The organism is Pedobacter alluvionis (genome assembly GCF_003664035.1).
GTDB classification, from domain to species: domain Bacteria; phylum Bacteroidota; class Bacteroidia; order Sphingobacteriales; family Sphingobacteriaceae; genus Pedobacter; species Pedobacter alluvionis.
Genome location: NZ_RCCK01000010.1, coordinates 1 through 21771, shown reverse-complemented (window position 1 = coordinate 21771; position 21771 = coordinate 1). Strand labels below are relative to the sequence as shown.

Genomic DNA, 21771 nt, shown 5'->3' with positions numbered 1-21771 from the left:
GCCATTTATCTCATTGAAATTCACTATTATTCATAAGTTTTCCTTTTATTAAAAGGTGGTTCCCAATCAACCTCTTTACTTTTTATTCTCTTTAAACCAGATTCCATTATTTCAACCAGCTCATTATTTAAATGGGCTGGTTCTATAATTTCGGCCACATCAACAAATTTAACAAACCAGCGGACAAAAGAAACCACAGCAAGGGAACAGTCGAAATACATCACCACAAAATCATCTGAAATTTCTTCGCCTGTAAATCCGAAAATCTGCCGCTCCCAATATAGAAAATTGGCATACTTCCTGTCTACCTTAATTTCAACTTTCATCACATTTTCAGCTAAACTTTTATCCCTGAATTCGTTAACTGTTGGGTGTGCAATAGTAAATTTTTCCTCAAGCACCAGCACTTTTTTAATCCTATCTAATCTGAAATTACGGTAATCTTTCCTTAAATGGCAATAAGCTAAAAGATACCAAAGACTGTGTTCGTAGAATACGCCTATGGGTTCTACCGACCTGCCAACAGTATGAATATCGCCGCTTTTAAGGTAATGAATATGAACTACCTTCTTCTTTAAAGTACTATTGAGTAAAACATCGATAATATTGGGCAAGTAATCATTAGGGGTAAAGTTATTTTTAAGATGTATCTTATCTTCTAAATGCAGGAAATCTCTTTTTTGATGCACCTGAAAAGAACTTTTTATTTTAATAAGTGCCGCATCAAAATGTTTTTTAACAAATTCGGTTTCATGTTTCTGCATCACTTTTTCGGCAACCATTAAACTAAGAATTTCTTCCTGACTAAACCTGGATGGCTGCAGCCTAAAACCTTCCATAATCGAATAACCAGATCCAGATTCATTTACAATCGGAATACCTGCAATCTCCAATGCTTTTAAATCCCTGTAAATTGTTCTTAAACTGATTTCGAAACGCTTTTGTAATTCTTCAGTAGTGACTACCGATTTAGACTGCAATAGAAAAAATATTTGTAGTATCCGGTCAAATCTTTTGGTAATATCCATCTTTAAAAATGCGGGGATTGATTGTAGCAGCTAATTTAAGGTGATCCATAAATTATTTTAATTGTGCAGCAAATTTAACATGCCTGGTGACAACACTATGGCAGTAGTGAATTATCTTTTATGAAATTAGAATATATACAACTGGTTATCAGATAATTAAATTTATTTATTATTCTTCACTACGGCTACGGTAACCATCAATTGCCCTACATGGCGCATGGTATGCTCTGCTGCGTGGAACAACAAGCCAATAACCGTTGAAGGGAGTCCTGCGCGCCCTACACCCCTATAATCGGACAGTGTTGATTCATTTGTACTCTTGATTTGCACTAAGGCCTGATCTACCTGCTTATTGAAACGGTTAACGAGATCTGCGACGGTATATCCCTCTGCTGAATCTTTACCCTCTTCAGCCACCTGGGCAAATTGAAATTCAGAAAGGCCCTCGGCCCTGGCATAAGTAAATACCCGATCAAGCACCCCACTTAAATGTTGAAGATGAAAACCCGTAGATGCCATTCCTGCGGGGCGTTGCCAAAGCAGTTCGACTGGGAAATCGAGCATATAATCATTAATCTCTTCTCTTGCCTGCAATAAGGCATGTGCTACAGGCTGTAACATCGGAATAATTTCGGGCAGCGGCCCTCGTTGCCAAACTTCTAATTTCTGCGACATTAATATTTTTTTTAAACTTTAAATCCGATTTAAGAAACCATAGCCTTTAGTGAAACTATTCTTTATTCAGTTTGATAAAGCTTCTTGTATATTACTGGGTAAATAATAAGGTAATATAAAAGCCTGTTTAAAATTTATTTCATATGTCAGTCTGAACGTAGTCAAGACCATTTCAACGCATTAATAAAACAATCGACTAAGCTCTTGTGACAGCAAAAGGCCATTTATTTTTGTCATAAAAATTTAAACAGGCTCTAAATTAGTTATCAAATGCAGCCATTTAATTAACTGAAGCCATTCTTATCTGTAAGCATAGCCTGAAAGTAACCAACTACAATATCGATCTCACCAAACCGCCCTCTACCCTAATGGCTGCCCCATTGGTTCCCGAGGCTAATGGACTTACATAAAAAGTAACTGCGTTTGCGATTTCACTTACATCAAGAAAGCGTTGCAGTAATGAAGTAGGCCTCATGTTCTTAAAGAAATCGGCTTCTACCTCAGCAACGGTAATGTTTCCAGTTTTAGCCAAATCTTCAATAAAACCACCAACTCCTTTTGATTTGGTAGGACCAGGCAAAATTGAATTGACGGTTACTTCAGTACCTTTGGTTAGTTCAGCCAAACCACGGCTAACCGCCAGCTGTGCAGTTTTAGTCATACCATAGTGGATCATTTCATCCGGAATAAACACTGCCGATTCACTGGAGATAAAAATAATCCTGCCCCAATTTTTCTTTAACATTTTAGGGAATAGCTGCCGAGATAACCTGATTCCGCTCATTACATTGACTTCGAAAAACCTAAACCAATCATCATCACTGATATCTTCAAAGGCTTTAGGTTCAAAAATCCCCGCATTATTAATCAGTATATCTATCTCCGGAAGTTTATCAATCAGGTTATTTACTTCATCAGCTTTCGAAAAGTCAGCCGCTATGCCTGAAATAAAATCTTTCCCGGCAATACCTTGCAACGACTTCATGGCATCATCCACACTGCTTTGCGACCGGCCATTGATAATCACTTTTACACCTTCTTTTAATAAACTTTCAGCAATGGCGAATCCGATCCCAGCGGTAGAGCCACTTATAAAAGCTGTTTTATGCTTTAACTGTAAATCCATTCTTTGATTTTTAAATAATGTTTACGATAAAATTTCTATTGCTATGTGGGTGATATAAATTGAACAATTTTCTGGCTAAAAAGTGTCATATAAATATGTTAAAATGAATGACAAGGCTACAAAAATCGGGTATTGCTCTTGAACAAGGACAGGCTAAAGCAAGAAATGAAAAAGTAGCCTCTAACCACACTTAAAAGAACGTATCTATGAGGCACTAAAAAGTAATCCTAATGTATAAGGATGCTTTTTTAATGGCTTGATCAATATTTGGCCGGGTATGGCCACTACGCCAATGTTTTATCTACTATTAAAAAAGAGTCCCTGTAATTAGTGAAGATAATAACTAGCTATTGATCTGCCTTCTGATCCTGGATAAAGATTGTGGTGTGATGCCTAAATAAGAAGCTACATCTGTTAATGATACGCGCAGGGCAATATCGACCTGACGGGCAACAAACAACCGGTATCTATTGGCAGAGTCCTGCCCCAAATAGGCATTTCGGATATTGATCTTTTCTATTAAAGCTTGTTGTGTAATCTGATCAATAACTGTTTTAAGATAGGGTACCTTTTCGTAAAGTTTCAAAAGTGCTGTTCTGCTAATACCTAAAACTTCACAATTGCAGGCTGCTTGTATACACTCTTCTGCTGGTATCTGCTTATGGAAACTATTCAATATCGTACAAAACTGATTTTCCTTTAAAAAATAATGGGTCACTTCATTCCCCTTTTCATTTCGGATAACGATCCGGAGTACGCCATCAACAATAAAAAAAAGTTCTTTGCTAATACTGCCTGGCTGGGAAAGCGCTTCTCCTTCTTTAAACATTTTGAGATTAAAGGCTTCTATGATATACTGTTCTTCTTCTGCCGAAATTTGATGGTACAGTTTCAGGTAGCTGATAAGTTTGTTCGGCATTGGGATTTATATATGATATGGAGTTGAGTTGAACAAAAATACAAGCTCAGACCGTTTTTACCAATTGGTAAGTGAATTGGTCGTTGATATCTCAAAATTTGCACTTCAATTTACAACATCATGAAAATAAAAGCAAATGAATTTACACTCAAAGGAAAAACAGTGATCATATTAGGTGGAAGCTCTGGTCTAGGTTTTGCAACCGCACAGGCCGCAGCGCACGATGGTGCAAAAGTGGTAATTGTTTCCGGTAATGAAAACAGGATTAATGAGGCATTAAAATCCTTACCCGAAAACTGCAAAGGCTTTGCCGTAGATCTGAGTAAAGAAGAAAACATCAAACAGTTTTTTAATTCAGTAGAATCTTTCGATCACCTGGTATATACCGCAGGCGAAAATCTGGTATTGAATACGGTTGATGAAACTGACCTGGATGATGCCCGTCAGTTTTTTACATTAAGGTATTGGGGTGCTTTTGCTGCAGTTAAATATGCAGCAAAGAAAATTAAGGCAGGTGGTTCTATTAATTTAACAGGAGGTATTGCCAGCCCACGGCCAAGTGCCGGCTGGGGCGTAGCAGCCAGTATTTGTGGCGCCATGGAAGGTTTTACCCGTGCAATGGCTGTAGAACTGGCACCAGTACGTATAAATTTGGTATCGCCAGGTGTGGTTAAAACCAATTTATGGAACAGCATGAGCGATGAGGATAGAAATAACCTCTATGTTGGTGTGGGTGAACGTTTACCTGTAAAGCGCGTTGGAGAAGCCGGAGATATTGCACAGGCATTTTTATACACCATGAAACAACAATACGGCACAGGGCAAGTAATTGTGGTAGATGGTGGTTCGGTATTGGTGTAATTCACAATAAAAAAATCGTCATTTCGATCAGAGGGCAACGCAGTCTAGAAACCAGGTAGTGCTTAGCGAATCTAAATCTATTGAAGATCGCCCCATTTCATTACGTTTCATCCGATAGCTCTCGGATCAAGATGACGACTTTCCGCAACTCCAATATATCACACTATTTGCCGTTTTAATGCTTTAAGTTGCGTGGCCAATAACACTCCTCCAAGAGCAGCTGTAAGAAAAATGCCTTCGAAAATCAATAACCTTTTTTTCTTTTTAAAACCACGGTAAAAAGTATGCGCCGCCATTATACCAAGGCCAACAAACTCAATATTGCGCTGCACCCTTTTCGATGAATCTTTATTTTTGATTAAAGCAATATGCATAAGTTCATCAATTAAACTGATGTGTTTTGAAACACCCTTTTTAATCTGTGCCTTACTTGCCGAAGCACCTAGTTTCTTCGCCGCAGCTTGCAATCCTGTAGTGGTAATTTCATTAATCAAACGTGTTTTAGTATCCTTTTTTTCCATACCACTTTCCTTAGGTCCTATTATTTCAACCGACATAAAGGAATATGGTTTTGATTAATTGAGAATTGTGTGATCAGCAATTTTATTTTTAAGATAGGATAACGAGATCAATATCTTTCATCGCCAGATTCTTGAGCAAGCCATTAAAAACCGCAGTACGTAAAATTACCTGAAAAATATTAAGATGGGGCTTGCCGATACATATTGTGGTAACTTCTTTTTCAGTGGCGATATCGATGATGGTCCTGGTAATGGCGTTACTTTTTATTTTAATTACTTCAGCACCCAGTTCGGTAGCCAGTTTAAAATGATTAATCAGATGGCGTTGTTTATCCAGTTTAATGCGTTCCATGCTTTCACTATCGCTTTGTACATACAGCACCATCCATGGCGACCGGTAATAGGAAGCCAATCTGGCTGTTTTCCGGATCACTACGCCTGCAGTTTCGGCGTTAGAAGAAATACAGGCCAAAAAGCGTTCGGGCCTAAGTTTAATTGATTTGGGAATTTCAGTCTGAATTTTTCGCTCGACCTGGTGCACTACCTCTTTTAAGGCCAGCTCGCGCAGCTGAAGAATTTTGTCAGATTGAAAAAAATTACCCAATGCCCTTTCGATTTTTGATTTATCGTAAATTTTACCTTCTTTAAGGCGGGTAACCAGTTCGTCAGCTGTAAGGTCGATGTTTACGATTTCATCGGCTATCTCCAATATCTTATCCGGGATCCGTTCGGTAACAGCTATACCTGTAATCTGCTCAATTTCTTCATTAATGCTTTCCAGGTGCTGAATATTTACTGCAGAGATTACGCTGATCCCCGCCTCAAGCAGATCGAAAACATCCTGCCAGCGCTTGGTGTTTTTACTGCCTTCGGCATTGGTATGGGCAAGTTCATCTACAATAACAATCTCCGGATGGCGATTCATGATTCCTTTAAGGTCCATCTCTTCGATTTCCTTGCCCCGATAAAAGATTTTCCGCCTCGGAATAACCGGAAGACCCTCAACAAGGGCTTCTGTTTCTACCCTTTTGTGGGTTTCAACATAACCGATACAAATATCTACACCATTTCGCAGTAATGCATGCGATTCCTGAAGCATACGGTAAGTTTTACCCACACCAGCACTCATGCCAATATAGATTTTGAGCTTTCCACGCCTGGATTTTTTAACCAGATCTAAAAAGTGTCTGACAGATTCTTCTTTTTGTTCTTCTTCCATCATTTTTACCAGGTAACATTCATTACTCCTTTTTCAATCAATATAGTAATTGCAACAATCATAACCAACGTAAATAATACGATCATAAACCTAAAAGAGATCTTATTATAAAGCAGTTTAAAGTATTTTTCTGTGGCATAACTTCTTTTTTTTACACTTATTTTATTCCTTTTTAAAGAATTCAATTTTCGCATCATTAATATTCCTAAGAACGCTAAAAAGAGGCTGAATATGATTTCTATGTAGGGATGCATTGTTTTTTGGTTTTTGCAAAAAATTCATTTCTAAGAGTCGTCATCTCGACTGGAGTGCAACGAAATGGAGAGATCTATGAACAGATACTCAACAGATCTCTCCACTACGGTCGAGATGACGGCACTTATTTTTTAAAACGATACCGCAATACTTGCCGTTAAACTTGCATTGGCATTAACCGCAGCGCCTTCTCTTGCAAATATTTTGTCTTTGCTATCGTATGCTTTTCCTTCCAACCTCACAACAGCATTGGCGATTGGCGAGTAATCAAGATTTAAAGAATACCCTTTGGTTTTAAAACCTTGCGGTGTGCCAGTGACAATAAAAATTCCGTTTTTATCTTCATAATATTCAAATCTTCCGGCAACGGCCCATTTCGGTGCAAATTTGTATTGTGCAATGGCTACCGGAGAAATGACTTCGCTTTTATCGCTACTGCCTTTTTGTTTTTGTTGCGTGCCGTAATCAAATCCAAGGGTTACACCAAACTTATCGGTAAGTTGAAAAACCCCATAAACATTGTGGTAAAACCTGTTTACGCGAACAGAATCAGCACCTTCTGTTCCAAGATAATTGCTGTAATTTACGGTAATTTTATCAGTTGGTTTCCAAGTCAGCTGAAGTCCACCGGCAGGTTTATTATTTCCATTCTGGCGGGTAATGCGCTGCCATCCATTCAGGTACAATGCGGTAGCTGTAAATTTACCATCTTTGGTACCATAAGTAATTTTGGCACCCGATTCGTAGTAAGGTGTATTTTCTGAAGAAATATTTCTGGTAAGTACCCAACAATCTTTCGAAACCGCACTTTCAAAACCGATGTGCGAAGAAAAGATTCCTGCATCGATCCAAAGATTTTCTGTTTTGGATAATTTTACCCCAGCATTGGCCTCAAAGATATTTTTTAATACACCAGGCTCGGCAGCAAGATTAGCATTGGCATAAGTTCCTGCCATTACCGCTAAATTAGCCCTGATCATTCCGCTATCATAAGCGGCCTTGATAAAACCAAGGTTCAGGTTTACTTCGTTTGCCCGGTTATGCGAATAAATAAAACCCGGACGGTTATGGTCTGCAGGCTTGTTAAAATCGTATCCATAATAGGCTTCAAGGTAACCCGTCACTTTAATTTTTGGTTCTTCCTGTGCTTTAGCGAAGAATCCTGTAGTGATTGTAGCGGCAAGTAATAGTATTTTTTTCATTTTACTGAATGTTTTGTATTAGGCAAAACCTAAGGCCCAGGCTAGTTGGCACCAGACCTTAAAGCATTGCCGTTGTTATTGTTTTGGGAAATATTTTATTATAAACTGTCGTCATCTCGATCCGATAGCTATCGGATGAAACGCAGTTGAATGGAGAGATCTTTAAACGTGTATTGATTAGATCTCTTCACTACGGTCGAGATGACGACACTTCTTAGAAACGCTAACTAAAGCGCATCAAGGGCAAGATTTAATTTCAGCACATTTACTGATGAAGGGCCAAATAAACCCATAAATGGTTTAAGTGTGTTCATGGCAACCAGTTCTTTCACTTTTTTCACATCGATTTTACGTGCTGCAGCAACCCTATCGATCTGAATGGCTGCACCCTGTTCAGAAATATTTGGATCAAGTCCGCTTCCTGAAGCAGTAACCATATCGGCAGGGATATCTGATTTTTTGATGCCCGGATTGTATTTCAATAAAGTATCAATACGCGATTGCACTTCTTTTAAGTAATCAGGATTAGATGGCCCTTTGTTAGAACCTGCAGAACCCGCTGCATTGTAGGCAACTGCTGATGGTCTTCCCCAGAAATATTGAGGTTTGGTAAACGACTGACCCAATAATGCATAACCTACTGTTTTACCATTTTTGGTGACTTTTTCTCCTCCCCCGTTTCCTTTAGACATTTTGCTTATAAAGGCAACAGTAACCGGATATATTACGCATAACAATACCAATAATACAAGTGTTAAGCGGATGGATTGAATGATGTACTTTTTCATCTTTTTATTTTTTTAAATTTCTCTTTGCTGTCATGCTGAGGAACGAAGCATCTCTAACCTAAGGCAGTGATTGTTTTGAGCAGCTTCTTATCGCTTGCAGATTCTTCGTTGCACTCAGAATGACATTTTTCATTACACAAATAACCCGACCAATAAATCGATTATTTTAATTCCTATAAATGGCGCTACTACACCACCAATACCGTATATAAACAGGTTTCTGCGTAATAAAGCAGTTGCACCGATTGGTTTATAAGCCACACCTTTTAAAGCCAGTGGGATCAGGATCGGAATAATGATGGCGTTAAAAATCACCGCCGACATAATCGCTGATTCTGGCGAGTGCAAGCCCATAATATTCAGACTTTGTAGCGCAGGAATTGAGGCAATAAACAAGGCCGGAACAATTGCAAAATACTTGGCCACATCATTCGCGATGGAAAAAGTGGTTAATGTACCGCGGGTAATCAACAATTGTTTACCGATTTCTACGATCTCAATCAGCTTGGTAGGGTCATTATCTAAATCGACCATGTTACCGGCCTCTTTTGCAGCCTGTGTTCCGCTGTTCATGGCTACACCAACATCGGCCTGCGCCAAAGCAGGAGCATCATTAGTACCGTCGCCCATCATGGCTACCAGCTTACCAAGGGTTTGTTCATCTTTGATGTAATTCATTTTATCCTCGGGTTTAGCCTCTGCAATAAAATCATCAACACCTGCTTTTTCTGCAATGTATTTAGCTGTTAACGGGTTATCGCCGGTAACCATTACTGTTTTTACACCCATTTTCCTTAAACGTTCGAAACGTTCGCTGATACCAGGCTTAATAATGTCCTGTAATTCGATTACGCCAAGGGCTTTTTCATTTTCTGACACGACAAGTGGTGTTCCTCCATTGGTAGCAATAGCCTTTACATGGTTTTCGATATCAGAAGGGAAAATATTCCCGGCTTTTTCAACAATATTCCTGATCGAATCGAAAGCACCTTTTCTGATCCTTCTTCCATCTACAGTATCCAATCCGCTCGAACGGGTTTCAGCAGTAAACTTGATGAATGTTGATCCCTCTGGTGTTCCGGCAGATTTGAAACCTTGTTCAGCAGCCAATTCAATGATCGATTTTCCTTCCGGGGTTTCATCAGCCAACGAGCTTAATACACAGGCATCTGTAAAATCTTTAATGTTAACACCTGCTGTTGGATAAAAATTGGTTGCTTTACGGTTACCAATGGTGATGGTTCCGGTTTTATCTAAAAGCAGTACATCAATATCTCCAGCAGTTTCTACCGCTTTACCCGATTTAGTAATCACGTTCGCCCTTAACGCCCTGTCCATCCCCGCTATACCAATGGCAGATAAAAGCCCGCCGATGGTGGTTGGGATTAAACATACAAACAGGGAAATTAACGATGCAATGGTTATTGGGGTATTGGCATAATCAGCAAAAGGTTTCAAGGTTACACATACAATGATAAACACAAGGGTAAAACTGGCCAGCAGAATGGTCAAAGCTATCTCGTTTGGCGTTTTCTGACGTGATGCACCTTCAACCAAAGCAATCATTTTATCCAAAAAGCTTTCACCAGGTGCAGTGCTTACCTGAACTTTAATCTCATCAGATAAAACTTTTGTACCGCCAGTTACCGAAGATTTATCACCTCCTGATTCGCGGATTACCGGGGCAGACTCACCAGTAATGGCCGATTCGTCGATAGTGGCAATACCTTCAATAATCTCTCCATCTGTTGGAATGGTATCGCCTGTTTCACAAACGAACACATCTCCTTTTTTTAATTGATTGGATGAACGAATTTCGATGGTTCCGTTGGCCAAAAGCACTTTAGCTGGCGTTTCTTCCCTTGTTTTACGAAGGCTGTCGGCCTGTGCCTTACCTCTTGCTTCTGCAATCGCTTCAGCGAAGTTTGCAAACAGAACGGTAAGCAATAAAACTAAAAAGATAAAGAAATTGTACAGAGGCGATCCTTGTCCGCTATGGCTGAAAGAGTACACAGTAACATAAGCCATTACCAGTGTTCCGATTTCTACGGTAAACATTACCGGGTTCCGTACCATTACCCTTGGATCAAGCTTGATGAAAGATTGTTTTAGTGCGGTCTGCACTAAGGCAGGTTCGAACAATTTATTATTGGGTTTCATTTTTTTATTTGTTATGTGATTTCACAGATTTAATTGATTTCACAGATTATGGTGTGGTTTGTCATCCTGAGCCTGTCGAAGGACTTTTGATAATTTCATTTCGACTACTTGTCCCGATTTTTTATCGGGAGGCTCAATGTGACAACTCTCATTTATTTAAGCATGGTAAAATATTCTGCCAAAGGACCTAAAGCCAGGGCTGGGAAATAAGAAAGTGCATTTAACACGATGATCACCGCAAAAGTCATCAGTGCGAAAGTTTTGGTATCTGTTTTAAGCGTACCGGCCGATTCAGGGATGAATTTTTTGGCTCCCAGTAATCCGGCAATGGCAACCGGGCCAATAATCGGTAAGAAACGACCTAAGAAAATCACAATACCAGTGGATACATTCCAGAACATATTGTTATCTCCCAATCCTTCAAATCCCGAACCATTGTTCGCATTTGATGAAGTCATTTCATACAGCATCTCAGAGAACCCATGGAAACCAGGATTATTGAGCCAGCTTTTAGGTTGAACAGCCCAGGCAGCATTGCCATGACTGGTAAAAATATAACTTGCAATGGCTGTACCGGCAAGGATCAAAAACGGACTCAGCAAAGTAATAATGGCCGCAATCTTAATCTCTCTGGCTTCTACCTTATGGCCCAGAAATTCTGGTGTTCTTCCTACCATCAGTCCCGAAATAAATACAGCAACAATCAGGTAGATGAAATAATTCAATAAACCTACACCACAACCGCCATAAAATGAGTTGATCATCATTCCAAGTAACTGCCATGTACCCGACATCGGCATGGTACTATCGTGCATACCGTTTACAGATCCTGTAGAAATAATCGTAGTTACCGTTGACCAATAAGCAGATGCAGCAGGACCAAAGCGGACTTCTTTTCCTTCCATTGCTCCTGTAGTTTGTGAAATACCCATTTTTGCCAAAGCTGGATTTCCGCCCAGTTCTGAGCTAAGCATAGGGATGAGCAGCATAAACAAACCAATGGTCATGACCCCAAAAATGGTCCAGGCCAATTTTTTCCTGCGGATAAAATAACCGAAAGCAATTACCATGGCAATTGGAATAATGACCTGAGCAATCAGCTCAACCATATTGGTAAAGTAACTTGGGTTTTCAAAAGGATGTGCCGAATTGGCTCCAAAATAACCTCCGCCATTTGTACCTAAATGTTTAATGGCAATCATTTGAGCAGCCGGTCCTCTCGAAACATTAACCGTATCGCCTTGTAGAGAAATGAATTTATCTTTACCATCGTAACTTGCAGGTGTACCGCTAAAAGTTAAGATTAAGGCCATTACAAATGATAAAGGCAACAATAAACGGGTAATTGATTTCACAAAAAATTCCCAGAAATTACCCAACTCAGTAGTTGTTTTATCTCTAAAAGCTTTAAAAAGAACTACAGCAGCAGCAATACCTGTTGCAGCACTCACAAACTGAAGAAACATGAGCACATATTGCTGGGTAAGATAACTTACGCCACTCTCGCCTGAATAGTGCTGGAGATTACAGTTGGCAACAAAGCTGATAATGGTATTAAAAGCGAGATCTGGTGTCATCCCAGAATTTCCATCCGGATTGAAAGGAAGCTTATCCTGAAAGATGAGCACAAAAAAACCATAAAACAACCATAGTATATTAATGGTGAGCAGTGCTTTTAACTGCTGTTTCCAGTTCATCTGTTCTTTAATATTGATTCCGGAAAGCTTGTAAATACCAGTCTCCAATGGTTTTAAAAAATCTGTCCAGACTTTTTCTCCTGCAAAAACCTTGGCAAGGTATTTACCCAAAGGTATGGCGATAACCAGGGTGAGCAGAAATGTGGCAATAATGCCTGTTAATTCAGTATTCATTTCTTAATTTGTTAATGCTCCGTTGAAGGAGGTAAGGATTAAAATTTTTCGGGTTTGATCAGCACGTAAATCATATAGATAAATACGGCGATGGCGATAATAAATAATGCGATCATAGTGTTAGATTTTTTCGAACCAGTTTATCGATTTGTAAGTAGCCCAGCAGAGCAGTACCAGGATTAAAAAAAGTAATATTGTCATAATTGTAATGATTTTACAGGCCAGTATCCAACTCTTATACCATAAAAGAGACGAATCAAATAAATAACTGATAATCATAAAGTTAAACAAATAACCATTACATCAATTAGAATTAGATATAAAAAAACCCTTCCATTTTGGAAAGGTTTTTTTCATATTGGTATTTGCCATACTGTGATATGCAATCTCTCATGGTCAATGATTGGAGACTAAACAATTTCTTCCGTGCACTTACATCAGTCTGATTGGCCTTGCAGATAAAATGATGAGTTTATTGACGATACTTAATTTAATTCCATCGCGATCTTAGAACCTGCACGCTAACTCAAGTTAATTCGCAAAGCAGCGTTAAAATGTGGCTATAGGCCTGTATTTTTATCTTTGCATTTGGATTAATCGATTCCTCAACAAATTATTTCTGGATAAGTAACATTAATAATAATCGTAGTTATAACGATTATTATTAAATTAGAAAAAATTTCTAACTAAATGACCACTAAGCATTGGCAAATAAATGGAATTTAACAATTAAATTTTAACAAAAAATGGAAAGAAAATTTTGGCTTCTTGCAGCGCTGATTTTAGTCGCAGTAAATGTATCTGCCATAAATAAAAAACCAATCAACGAGCCCGATTCGGCTTATTTATTTGCTTATAATGCAAACGGACTTCGTTTTGCCTGGAGTTTAGATAAACAGAACTGGACACCTTTAGGGAACGATTATACCTATCTGAAAAGCGATTATGGCCGATGGGGAAGTGAAAAAAAAATGATAACGCCTTTTCTTATCCAGGGCAAAAATGGACTTTGGGTATGTATTTGGAGCCTGAACAACCATACGCTACAGTTTGCTACCTCAAGTTCGAAAGATCTTGTAAACTGGAGCCCGCAAAACTATCCTTATGTAAAGCAAGGTAAAAATGTTTTACGCCCAATTATTAAATATGATGGAAACCTGGATGAATATACGGTAACCTATGCAGATGCTAACGAAAAATATTTCCAAACGAAAACCAAAGATTTAAACCATTACAGCCCTGTAAAAGAAGTGCCTGCTTCAGCTTACCTCAATGGGAGTACATCGGTTAATCTATCCAATGCAACTAACGGACAAGTGCATCGTTTATCATGGAAAGTTATTCTGGGCTTAAAAAAAGCATACGAACTAAAAGACTATAAAAACAAACAGGATAGAGAAACTACCAGGGATGATGCACAGCGTTTTGCAGGACTTAAAAATGTAGAGGCAAAAATAACTTTCCAACCCGATAAAGCAAAATCGATCAGCAATATGCTAACAGGTGTATTTTTCGAAGATTTAAATTATGCAGCTGATGGCGGTTTGTATGCCGAACTGATCCAGAACCGGGATTTTGAATATCACCCCCGTGATAAAGAATACAACGACCAAAACTGGAACAGCAGTTATGCCTGGCTATTGAAGGGTGATCGCGCTACCATGAAAATAGATTCGATTTCGCCAATTCATCCCAATAATCCTCATTACGCAGTTTTAGATATTCCCCTTGCAGGAGCATCCTTTCTTAATAGCGGTTTTGATGGAATAGCATTGAAAAAAGGTGAATCTTATGATTTTTCGTTATCAGCTAAGTTATTGAATGTAAAAAAGGTGAATCTTGAAGTTAGGCTGGTAAGTGATAAACAGGGAATTCTGGCTAAATCAAATTTAAACCTCACTTCAAGCAACTGGAAAACACAAGCATTAACTTTGGTATCTTCTGCAGATGTGACCAATGCAAAACTCGAAATCGTGATTCGCAATCCGGGGCGTATTGCAATTGATATGGTTTCGTTGTTTCCAAAGCATACTTTTAAAGGCCGGAAAAATGGATTAAGGGCAGATCTCGCTCAAACCATTGGAGATATACACCCTCGTTTTGTACGTTTTCCAGGAGGTTGTCTTGCGCATGGCGATGGCATAGCCAACATCTACAAATGGAAAAACTCAATTGGTCCCTTAGCCGCTCGTAAACCAGATCGAAACCTTTGGGGCTACCATCAAACCATGGGGCTTGGTTATTACGAGTACTTTCAATTCTGCGAAGATATTGGTGCTGCACCCGTTCCGGTAGTAGCTGCCGGTGTACCTTGCCAAAATTCAGCTACAGGTGGTGGTGGTCAACAGGGTGGTATACCAATGAGTGAAATGGGGCAATATATACAGGATATAGAAGATTTAATAGAATACGCCAACGGTGATGTAAAAACCGAATGGGGTAAGAAACGTGCTGAAGCAGGCCACCCAAAACCATTTAACCTGAAATATATAGGCATTGGCAATGAAGACCAGATTACAGAAGTATTTGCTGAACGGTTTACGATGATCTATAAAGCACTGAAAAAATCGCATCCCGAAATTACAATCATAGGTACAGCAGGTCCGTTTTATGAAGGAACTGATTATGAGGCTGGCTGGCAAATTGCTTCAAACCTTAACGTTCCTATTATTGATGAACATTATTACCAATCGCCGGGTTGGTTTATCAATAATCAAAATTTTTACGACAGTTACGACCGGTCTAAATCGAAAGTTTACCTCGGCGAATATGCTGCAAGTTTACCTGGTGGCAATAGAACAAACCTGGAAACTTCACTTGCTGAAGCACTGTATCTTATTTCTCTGGAGCGCAATGGTGATGTGGTGAGTATGGCATCTTATGCCCCACTTATCGCTAAAGAGGGGCATACGCAATGGGATCCCGATTTGATTTATTTTAATAATGCAGAGGTAAAACCCACAATAGGCTATTTCGTACAACAATTATACGGACAGAATGCTGGTGATGAGTATATCCCATCAACTGTGGTTCTTTCTTCAAACCAGGAAAACGTAAATAAACGGATGGCCTGTTCGATGGTTAAAGATGCCAAAACCGGCGATTTGATCATTAAACTTGTTAACCTGCTTCCAGTTACTGTGAAAACCTCGCTCGATTTAAATCAGCAACAACTTGGAAAAAGTACCATCAAAACTGTAATTTCAGGTAACCCGGCAGATAAAAAAACTGTTCCGGTTATTACAACAATCAATACTGATGCAAGCAGACAACTTGAGCTACCGGCTTACTCTTTTACCGTTTTAAGATTTAAAGCGCATTAGGTTCAGGTAATAAAACCTAAAAACCCTGTACAATTGACTTTGTACAGGGTTTTGTGTATTAAACAAAATAAATTTAACCATAGTCCAAAATTAATCTTCGATATGCATTTCCATCCGGAACAAAAAGCAAAGCTTTAAAAGAATAGATATCCATGTGAGCTGTTAAAATAGTTATATTGCGGCATCAAATCATAATGAACACTTTCACAAAAATTAATCTTGGTAAACTGTCCTCATTACTCTTAAAAAAGCAATGTGTATTTGCTATTTACCTCATATTGGCTCTTGTAGCTGGTTTTAAGCAATACCATCACCATTCCTATAACAATTACCTGATTTTTAAATATGTATACTGGCATACCATCGATTTGGAGAATTTATACAATAATTATCCCGAATACTTTGATAGTAATCATTATGGTCCTGTGTTTTCGATTTTTATTGCTCCATTTGCAGTATTGCCAGATGGTTTAGGCTGTATACTTTGGAACATCGCCAATATTACCATATTACTTTGGGGAATTTACAGCCTACCCATATCACTTAACAAGCGAACCATAATTGCATGGATCTGTGCACATGAAACATTAACTGCACTTTTCAGCTTTCAGTTTAACATTGCACTAACAGGACTAATATTACTAAGTTTCTCCCATCTGATTAAAAAGAAGGAAGTACAATCGGCTTTTTTTATCGCCTTCGGCACATTGGTTAAACTTTACGGGATTGTTGGATTGGCATTTTTCTTCTTCACTAAAAATAAGTTAAAATTTATCATAGGCGGCTTAATTGCTTTTGCAGTACTCTTTGTTTTCCCAATGGTAATTTCATCTCCGGCATTTGTAATTCAATCATATAGCGACTGGTACCATTCCCTAGCCCATAAAAATGACTTAAATGCATCATTAACTTCATTTCAGGATATTTCTTTAATGGGAATCGTTAGAAGAGCAACAGGAAGCGTAAACATTCCCAATCTCCCGTTTTTATTAGTTGGTCTTATATTATTTGCTTTGCCCTATTTACGGATAAAACAATATAAATATATTGGCTTTAGGTTAATGTTATTGGCATCAACACTTATTTTTACCGTTATATTTAGCAGTGGTTCTGAATCACCAACCTATATTATTGCTTTCGCAGGTGTTGCCATTTGGTTTACGGTGCAGCAAAACCCAAAAAAAGGGTGGATAATTGCCTTGTTTATTTTTGCATTTATATTAACCAGTCTGTCGCCAACCGATATTTTCCCAAGGCCGGTAAAAGAATTTATTCGTCTATATTCCCTTAAAGCCCTACCTTGCGTTATCATTTGGCTAACCATAATTTACCAGATGATGAAAGAGGATTTTGAGTCTTATCTGATTGCCGATAAATGAATAAATTAGTTTCTATAGTAATCCCTGCTTACAACGAAGCCGATAATATTTTTGTAATAGCCGAAAGTATTAAAAAAGTTTTTTCAACCATCAATTACGATTATGAAATTATTCTGGTGGATGATGGAAGCGCCGATCATACCCTCGAAAAAATAAAAGAGTACGCTTCAACTACATACAACATATTCTTTCTTGAGTTTTCTAAGAACTTTGGTCACCAATTGGCAGTTAAAGCAGGCATGGACCATGCTTTTGGCGATTGCGTGATTTCTATGGATTGCGATATGCAACATCCTCCGGAGTTGATTCCCCAAATGTTACAGAAATGGCAGGAAGGCTTCGAAGTGGTGTACACTATCAGGGAAGAAGATAAAAATTTATCAAAAGGAAAAAGAAGCTCCTCAAGCTTATTTTATAAAACCTTAAACTGGTTATCAGATATTGATCTCGAGCCAGGCGCTGCCGATTTCCGCTTACTCGATCAAAAAGTTGTGAGTGTTTTTAGGAATTTCCATGAAAACGAGCCATTTCTACGCGGTTTGGTAAAGTGGCTTGGCTTTAAGCAATTCGCCATTCGTTACAATCCGGCTGCACGTTTTTCGGGGAATAGCAAATATACCTTTAAAAAAATGTTGAGGCTGGCACTACATGGCGTTACCTCATTTAGTATAAAACCCCTATACTCTGCAGTATATCTGGGTTTCATTCTTTCTTTTGCCTCTGTACTGTATATCCCTTACATTATCTACGCATTTGTAAACCATGTAGAAGTTTCTGGCTGGGCATCAGTAATTATGACCATCGTCTTTTTTGGTGGACTACAGCTTATAATCTTGGGTATTATAGGCATTTATGTAGGTAAAATGTTTATGCAAACTAAAAATCGTCCAAATTATATTATCCGTTCAACCAATATTCAGCAAAAATAAAATGGTAATGTTAAGTTTTGATATCGAAGAGTTTGACATGCCTTTTGAATACGGAAAAGAAATTTCTTTTGAAGATCAGATTGCCATTTCTAGAGCAGGGACTATCGCTATTTTAGATATTTTGGATAAATATAATGTGAAAGCTACTTTTTTCTGTACGGTTACTTTTGCCGAAAATATACCTGATCTGATTAAGCGGATTACTGAAACAGGGCACGAACTGGCCTCACATGGTTATTATCATTCTGATTTTAAACCCGAACACCTGCTTCAATCTAAACTCAAACTCGAAGAACTTTCAGGTAAAGAAATTACAGGTTACCGCATGGCGAGAATGATGCCTGTTGATGAAAAGGAGATTGAGAAGGCTGGATACACGTACAACACATCCATCAATCCAACTTACCTACCCGGACGCTATAATAATTTTAATATCTCGCGAACGCATTTTATTAAAGATAATGTTTTGCAAATTCCTGCTTCTGTAAGCCCGATGGTCCGTTTCCCGCTATTCTGGCTCTCTTTCCACAATCTGCCTTTAATCATTTACAAAACCTTAGCCAGCTGGACTTATAAAAAGGATAAATACCTGAATATCTATTTTCACCCCTGGGAATTTACCGATTTAAATGATTTCGAACGCTTTGGTTTCCCTGGTTATGTAAGAAAGAATACAGGTATAAAAATGATCGAACGTATGGAAATACTAATTTCCTGGATGAAGCGTAAAAATTACCCATTTGGTACCTTTCAGGAATTTATTAAAAACCTGGAATCTTAGATTTTTAATAAATGTATTTTTTCGTTTGGCATTCATGGCATTTTCCGGAGTGCTTAGCCCCGGGCGAAGCGGCATCCCCGAAGCGTAGCGAAGGGATAGAGCGGAGCACGGGAAAAAACCTAAATCGTTGTAATGCCCTTGCGCTTCAAAAAAAACTAAAAACCTCTTTTTTATTTATACGACTCTGCCAATTTAAGTGCGTTATAAGCATTTACAATACCACCGCTCACACATATTTCGCTAAGAAGCACACGGGTGTTCTCCCCTCTATCATTCTTGTATTTTATTTTATGTGCTACTTTCGAAACAGATTTCATGATGATTTCTCTTACCTGAACAGGTGTTAATTCCGGATAATAGCTTAAAATTAAACCGGCTAAACCAGCAACAACCGGCGAGGCCATACTTGTTCCATCAGCTTCTTCATATTTATTATCTGGCACTGTCGATTTGATCAAAAACCCTGGGGCAAAAACATCAACGCTGTACTTACCATAATTGGAGAAATCGGCTTTCAGATTATCATCATCCTTATAAGCACTTGCACCTACCTCAATCCAATTATTGGCATGGGGTAGATTAAACTTTGCTGAGTCGATTCGTGCAGGCTTTACGAATGAAGGTCGGTTATAAGGTGGCCTCATGCCCATTCCATTATTTTGTGCCATAGGTTTAGGTGGTGTAAAATCTGGCTTGCTGGGTTTTTTATTGGCTTCCTTGTAAGTTTCTGCCTCTTTACTGTCAAAAAACTTATTAGGGAAATTCTCTTCAATATCGTTGTTCTGATTGTCGTTTCCGGCTGCATGTACCAACAATACACCTTTATGTTCTGCATATTTTACTGCAGAGTCTACTGCTTTTTTATCCCACTTGTAACTTTTGCCAAAACTCATATTAATTACTTTGGCGCCATTATCAACCGCATACCTGATGCCATTAGCCACATCTTTGTCACGTTCATCTCCCGTGGGCACTACCCTAATAGCCATAATACTTACATGATTGGCTACCCCCAAAATACCTGTTGAATTAGTACGATCGGCACCAATAATTCCTGATACATGCGTGCCATGAAAAGCATCGGGACCTTTAACATCGTTGTTTCCGTAATCTTTTTGGTAAGAATTGCTATAATCATCGCCAACCAGTTCCGCGCGCATATCGTATTTAGGATTTAGGTTGTACTTCAGCATCGCATCGTATTGCTTGTATCCCTCCTTTATGTTCTTATAAAACTTCTCGAAACTACCATCTTCCCTCGTACCTTTTCTGATGATTGTTTTTACCTGCTCTTCCGTTTCATCATCAGCTTTATACTGATCAACATCATCCATCGTTGGCACTTCTTTTTTATTGATCTTAGCTACAGAATCCAATACCTTGTTAATGGCAATCAAAACAGAAAAAGTATTGCTGGCATCTTCATATTTTTTACCAAAATCGCCAACCATTTTCTTATAAAGCTTAAATTCTTCCTTTTGCGTGCTATCTAAAGGAGTTAAATTGGTTGTTGATTGATATTTTGGCGTATAAATTCTTAACAAACGCACCAGTTCTAAATTATCGAATTCCAGATTACCTTTTTTAGAACCGATAAAATTCCAGCCATGGATATCATCAATATAACCGTTGCCGTCATCGTCTATTCCATTTCCGGGAATCTCTTTTTTATTCGTCCATAAAACACTTTGCAAATCAGGATGATTGATATCTACACCACCATCAATTACCGCCACAATAATATTTTGTTTAGTTTTTTTATCCTTTAGAAGTTCACGATAAGCTTTCTCCGTGCTAATACCAAAATAGCCATTCTCCTGTAAATCGAGGTTAAACCAATTTGCAGGGAGTTGTACATTTTTACTTTGAGCAAAAACGCTAAAATTTACACACAAAATAAAAGCAAAAAAAGTTAATTTCTTAAGATTCACATTCATCATCATAATATGTACGTAATACTACAATAATACGGTTTTATTACCTTGAGGTTGAAAGATTTTACATTTTTTAACAAGAGCAGTCAATCTGTTTTTGAAGCGCAGCAGCAGTAACCACTAGGTTGGGTTCCGTCCTGCTGTCCGTTTTACTCCGCCAATTAAGAATTGGCTCCGTGCCCACTCCCATCAGGGCTATTTAAGCTGGGAAAGAAGAAGTAAAAACCAGGTAAGATGTAAAACGGATGATGGAATGGCCTCTGCGGAGATCAGCGCGAACAACCCTTAACTTTGCTTAACGCCTTAATGGTGAGAAAAATTTTACAGCCCCTTTTCAGACGATTAGGAGCGCAATGGCAGTAACCATTAGGCTAGGTTCCATCCTGCTGTCCGTTTTACTCCGCCAATGAAGAATTGGCTCCGTGCTCACTCCCATCAGGGCTATTAACCAGGGAAAGAAGAAGAAAAACAGGTAAGATGTAAAATGGATGATGGAATGGCCTCTGCGCAAATTAGCGTGATCTGCGGGAACAGCCCTTAACTTTGCTTAACGCCTTAATGGTCAGAAAATTTTATAGCCCATTACCATTAAGAGATTAAGGACATTAAGAAATAGAACCTTTGCCTAATCCTTTTTAACGCCTTAACAGTTTTAAATAATATACTTCAAAAAGCCTTTAAACCAAGAAAACCCCTCAACTTATCGTTGAGGGGTTTCTTTTTAAGATCTGGCACCGACCTACTCTCCCACGTGTTACCGCAGTACCATCGGCTCTGGTGGGCTTAACTTCTCTGTTCGG

General features: G+C 38.6%; 17 protein-coding genes and 1 rRNA gene. 5 read left to right on the top strand and 13 right to left on the bottom strand.

The features are described 5' to 3' along the window. Window positions 1-26: 26 nt before the first annotated feature. The 4 genes from BCL90_RS00370 to BCL90_RS00355 all read right to left on the bottom strand — a co-directional run bounded on the left by BCL90_RS00370 (window position 27) and on the right by BCL90_RS00355 (window position 3748). A complete protein-coding gene (locus BCL90_RS00370) occupies window positions 27-1028 on the bottom strand; it encodes a helix-turn-helix transcriptional regulator (RefSeq protein WP_121281989.1) in 1002 nt (333 codons plus the stop codon). Between the two features lie 162 nt (window positions 1029-1190). Continuing rightward, complete coding sequence (locus BCL90_RS00365; protein WP_121281988.1) at window positions 1191-1703, bottom strand: DinB family protein; 513 nt, start codon at window positions 1701-1703, stop codon at window positions 1191-1193. Between the two features lie 331 nt (window positions 1704-2034). Then, window positions 2035-2829 (bottom strand): SDR family NAD(P)-dependent oxidoreductase, encoded by a 795-nt coding sequence (locus BCL90_RS00360; RefSeq protein WP_121281987.1) that lies wholly within the window; start codon window positions 2827-2829, stop codon window positions 2035-2037. A 343-nt stretch (window positions 2830-3172) separates the two neighbouring features. Then, window positions 3173-3748 (bottom strand): Crp/Fnr family transcriptional regulator, encoded by a 576-nt coding sequence (locus tag BCL90_RS00355; protein WP_121281986.1) that lies wholly within the window; start codon window positions 3746-3748, stop codon window positions 3173-3175. A 120-nt stretch (window positions 3749-3868) separates the two neighbouring features. On the opposite strand from BCL90_RS00355, the gene BCL90_RS00350 reads away from it, so the two are divergent. Beyond that, window positions 3869-4609, top strand: a complete 741-nt coding sequence (locus BCL90_RS00350) for an SDR family oxidoreductase (RefSeq protein WP_121281985.1) — start codon at window positions 3869-3871, stop codon at window positions 4607-4609. A gap of 158 nt (window positions 4610-4767) precedes the next feature. Here the strand turns inward: BCL90_RS00350 and BCL90_RS00345 are convergent, their stop codons facing one another. From BCL90_RS00345 to BCL90_RS00310, 7 genes are all read right to left on the bottom strand, one after another. Beyond that, on the bottom strand, window positions 4768-5166 hold the full coding sequence (locus tag BCL90_RS00345) for a hypothetical protein (protein WP_121281984.1): 399 nt from the start codon (window positions 5164-5166) through the stop codon (window positions 4768-4770). Between the two features lie 52 nt (window positions 5167-5218). Further along, window positions 5219-6349, bottom strand: coding sequence for a sensor protein KdpD (locus tag BCL90_RS00340; RefSeq protein ID WP_121283402.1), 1131 nt, complete (start codon window positions 6347-6349; stop codon window positions 5219-5221). 386 nt (window positions 6350-6735) lie between these two features. Then, complete coding sequence (locus tag BCL90_RS00330; protein ID WP_121281982.1) at window positions 6736-7806, bottom strand: porin; 1071 nt, start codon at window positions 7804-7806, stop codon at window positions 6736-6738. A 227-nt stretch (window positions 7807-8033) separates the two neighbouring features. Further along, complete coding sequence (locus BCL90_RS00325; protein ID WP_121281981.1) at window positions 8034-8594, bottom strand: K(+)-transporting ATPase subunit C; 561 nt, start codon at window positions 8592-8594, stop codon at window positions 8034-8036. 132 nt (window positions 8595-8726) lie between these two features. Then, window positions 8727-10754 (bottom strand): potassium-transporting ATPase subunit KdpB, encoded by a 2028-nt coding sequence (gene kdpB, locus BCL90_RS00320; protein ID WP_121281980.1) that lies wholly within the window; start codon window positions 10752-10754, stop codon window positions 8727-8729. Between the two features lie 152 nt (window positions 10755-10906). Beyond that, on the bottom strand, window positions 10907-12625 hold the full coding sequence (kdpA, locus tag BCL90_RS00315; protein ID WP_121281979.1) for a potassium-transporting ATPase subunit KdpA: 1719 nt from the start codon (window positions 12623-12625) through the stop codon (window positions 10907-10909). 38 nt (window positions 12626-12663) lie between these two features. Next, the gene (locus BCL90_RS00310) at window positions 12664-12741 is read right to left on the bottom strand and encodes a potassium-transporting ATPase subunit F (protein ID WP_082035969.1); all 78 of its coding nucleotides are present in this window, start codon (window positions 12739-12741) and stop codon (window positions 12664-12666) included. A 630-nt stretch (window positions 12742-13371) separates the two neighbouring features. Here BCL90_RS00310 and BCL90_RS00305 point away from each other — a divergent pair. From BCL90_RS00305 to BCL90_RS00290, 4 genes are all read left to right on the top strand, one after another. Beyond that, window positions 13372-15948, top strand: coding sequence for an alpha-L-arabinofuranosidase C-terminal domain-containing protein (locus BCL90_RS00305; RefSeq protein ID WP_121281978.1), 2577 nt, complete (start codon window positions 13372-13374; stop codon window positions 15946-15948). Window positions 15949-16142: 194 nt separating this feature from the next. Next, window positions 16143-17327, top strand: coding sequence for a glycosyltransferase family 87 protein (locus BCL90_RS00300; RefSeq protein WP_121281977.1), 1185 nt, complete (start codon window positions 16143-16145; stop codon window positions 17325-17327). After that, window positions 17324-18256, top strand: a complete 933-nt coding sequence (locus tag BCL90_RS00295; protein WP_121281976.1) for a glycosyltransferase family 2 protein — start codon at window positions 17324-17326, stop codon at window positions 18254-18256. The genes BCL90_RS00300 and BCL90_RS00295 overlap by 4 nt, the downstream gene beginning before the upstream one ends. A gap of 7 nt (window positions 18257-18263) precedes the next feature. Continuing rightward, complete coding sequence (locus BCL90_RS00290; RefSeq protein WP_244095020.1) at window positions 18264-19037, top strand: polysaccharide deacetylase family protein; 774 nt, start codon at window positions 18264-18266, stop codon at window positions 19035-19037. Window positions 19038-19207: 170 nt separating this feature from the next. On the opposite strand, the gene BCL90_RS00285 is transcribed toward BCL90_RS00290, so the two are convergent. Further along, window positions 19208-20974: a S8 family peptidase gene (locus tag BCL90_RS00285; RefSeq protein ID WP_166792197.1), complete on the bottom strand. Its 1767-nt coding sequence runs from the start codon at window positions 20972-20974 to the stop codon at window positions 19208-19210. 723 nt (window positions 20975-21697) lie between these two features. Then, window positions 21698-21771, bottom strand: a 5S ribosomal RNA gene (gene rrf / locus BCL90_RS26310); the annotation flags it as partial.

Coding starts and splice junctions, on each gene's coding strand:
- BCL90_RS00370 (WP_121281989.1), bottom strand. CDS start 1,028: ATGGATATTACCAAAAGATTTGACCGGATACTACAAATATTTTTTCTA.
- BCL90_RS00365 (WP_121281988.1), bottom strand. CDS start 1,703: ATGTCGCAGAAATTAGAAGTTTGGCAACGAGGGCCGCTGCCCGAAATT.
- BCL90_RS00360 (WP_121281987.1), bottom strand. CDS start 2,829: ATGGATTTACAGTTAAAGCATAAAACAGCTTTTATAAGTGGCTCTACC.
- BCL90_RS00355 (WP_121281986.1), bottom strand. CDS start 3,748: ATGCCGAACAAACTTATCAGCTACCTGAAACTGTACCATCAAATTTCG.
- BCL90_RS00350 (WP_121281985.1), top strand. CDS start 3,869: ATGAAAATAAAAGCAAATGAATTTACACTCAAAGGAAAAACAGTGATC.
- BCL90_RS00345 (WP_121281984.1), bottom strand. CDS start 5,166: ATGTCGGTTGAAATAATAGGACCTAAGGAAAGTGGTATGGAAAAAAAG.
- BCL90_RS00340 (WP_121283402.1), bottom strand. CDS start 6,349: ATGGAAGAAGAACAAAAAGAAGAATCTGTCAGACACTTTTTAGATCTG.
- BCL90_RS00330 (WP_121281982.1), bottom strand. CDS start 7,806: ATGAAAAAAATACTATTACTTGCCGCTACAATCACTACAGGATTCTTC.
- BCL90_RS00325 (WP_121281981.1), bottom strand. CDS start 8,594: ATGAAAAAGTACATCATTCAATCCATCCGCTTAACACTTGTATTATTG.
- kdpB (WP_121281980.1), bottom strand. CDS start 10,754: ATGAAACCCAATAATAAATTGTTCGAACCTGCCTTAGTGCAGACCGCA.
- kdpA (WP_121281979.1), bottom strand. CDS start 12,625: ATGAATACTGAATTAACAGGCATTATTGCCACATTTCTGCTCACCCTG.
- BCL90_RS00310 (WP_082035969.1), bottom strand. CDS start 12,741: ATGATCGCATTATTTATTATCGCCATCGCCGTATTTATCTATATGATT.
- BCL90_RS00305 (WP_121281978.1), top strand. CDS start 13,372: ATGGAAAGAAAATTTTGGCTTCTTGCAGCGCTGATTTTAGTCGCAGTA.
- BCL90_RS00300 (WP_121281977.1), top strand. CDS start 16,143: ATGAACACTTTCACAAAAATTAATCTTGGTAAACTGTCCTCATTACTC.
- BCL90_RS00295 (WP_121281976.1), top strand. CDS start 17,324: ATGAATAAATTAGTTTCTATAGTAATCCCTGCTTACAACGAAGCCGAT.
- BCL90_RS00290 (WP_244095020.1), top strand. CDS start 18,264: ATGTTAAGTTTTGATATCGAAGAGTTTGACATGCCTTTTGAATACGGA.
- BCL90_RS00285 (WP_166792197.1), bottom strand. CDS start 20,974: ATGAATGTGAATCTTAAGAAATTAACTTTTTTTGCTTTTATTTTGTGT.